Origin of the sequence: Geobacillus sp. Manikaran-105 (assembly GCF_002809955.1) — a bacterium.
Taxonomy (GTDB): Bacteria; Bacillota; Bacilli; order Bacillales; family Anoxybacillaceae; genus Geobacillus; species Geobacillus thermophilus.
Genome location: NZ_PIJG01000129.1, coordinates 1 through 1,305, shown reverse-complemented (window position 1 = coordinate 1,305; position 1,305 = coordinate 1). Strand labels below are relative to the sequence as shown.

General features: G+C 55.8%; 1 protein-coding gene. It reads left to right on the top strand.

Annotated elements, in window-relative coordinates; all coding sequences use genetic code 11:
* On the top strand, positions 1 to 1,040 hold a 1,040-nt coding region (locus CV945_RS16835), incomplete at its 5' end, for a DDE-type integrase/transposase/recombinase (RefSeq protein ID WP_100660199.1).
* Positions 1,041 to 1,305: the final 265 nt, after the last annotated feature.

The window sequence follows — 1,305 nt, the reverse complement described above, 5'->3', positions numbered from 1 at the left end:
TCACCAAGCAAGCGGTCTTTCGCTGCCCGCACTGCAAAAAGACGCTGGAAAAAATCAAGGAACGCAAAGAATACAACATCTATAAGTGCAAGAACAACGCTTGCCCGTTTTACCAGGCCAACCTTCGCCGGATGACGAAGAAGGAGCGCCAACAGTTTCAACAGGATCCTCAAGCCTTCAAGGTGCGGTATTTGTTTCGAGAGTTCTTGTTTGACTTTCTCCCGTTGGCTTCCTCGTCGCTCATCAAGCCGAAGGTCGATTTGTCCCGGCTGGCTGCGTCGCCGCACGTGTTGGGGCTCGTGTTGACGTACTACGTCAACTTTGGGATGTCCTCGAGGGAGACCGCCGCCGCCATGAAGGACATCCATGGCGTCTCGATCTCCCATCAGACGGTGCTCAACTACGCCAACAGCGTCGCGCTTTGGATCAAGCCCTTTGTCGACCGGTTCCCGTATGAGCTGTCCGGTTCGTTTTGCGGGGACGAGACGTATATTCGCGTCAAAGGGCGCTGGCATTACCTGTTCTTTATGTTTGACGCCGTCAAAAAGATCGTGCTGTCGTATCGCGTCTCGCCCAACCGGGACACGCTCTCGGCCATCAAGGCCATCGATGATGTCCTCAGGAAGCTAGCGTCCCTCCCAGACGACTTGTCGTTCGTCGTGGATGGCAACCCGATTTACCTGCTGGCGCAACACTTCTTCGCCCAACACGGGATTTCATTTGACGTCCGCCAAGTGATCGGGTTGACCAATGAGGATCCGGTCTCGGAAGAGTTTCGCCCTCTCAAGCAGATCATCGAGCGATTCAACCGGACCTTTAAAGGCAACTACCGCCCGACCCATGGGTTTGGTGCGGAAGAAGGCTCGGTGTCCTTTGTGACGCTGTTTGTGGCGTATTTCAACTTTCTGCGCCCACACAGCGCGCTCGAAGGCCGGGTGCCGGTCGTCATCCCGGAACTGGCGGATCTTCCGCATATGCCGGCCCGGTGGACGAAGCTGATCGCCATGGCACAAGCGTTTCTCCAACAAGAGGCGGCCTGACTTTTTTGTCCTCCGGAGCCCGTTGAACAGAACTCCTGCCGGATTCGGCGAAGCGAACCCTTGACCAACCGAACACCGCCAAAGGTAAAATTCGGTCATGGCAAGGGCGGCTTTCTTATTGCCTTCTTTTTTGTCCCCGTCGCCCTTGACGACTCTTCCGCACCTTTGGCGGGTGTTGGTCAAGGGCGAATCCGGCCCTCCGCATGCCCCACGATGCTCAATGGGATGATCTGTGTGGAGTTTTCATAGAACTTTTGACGCTACC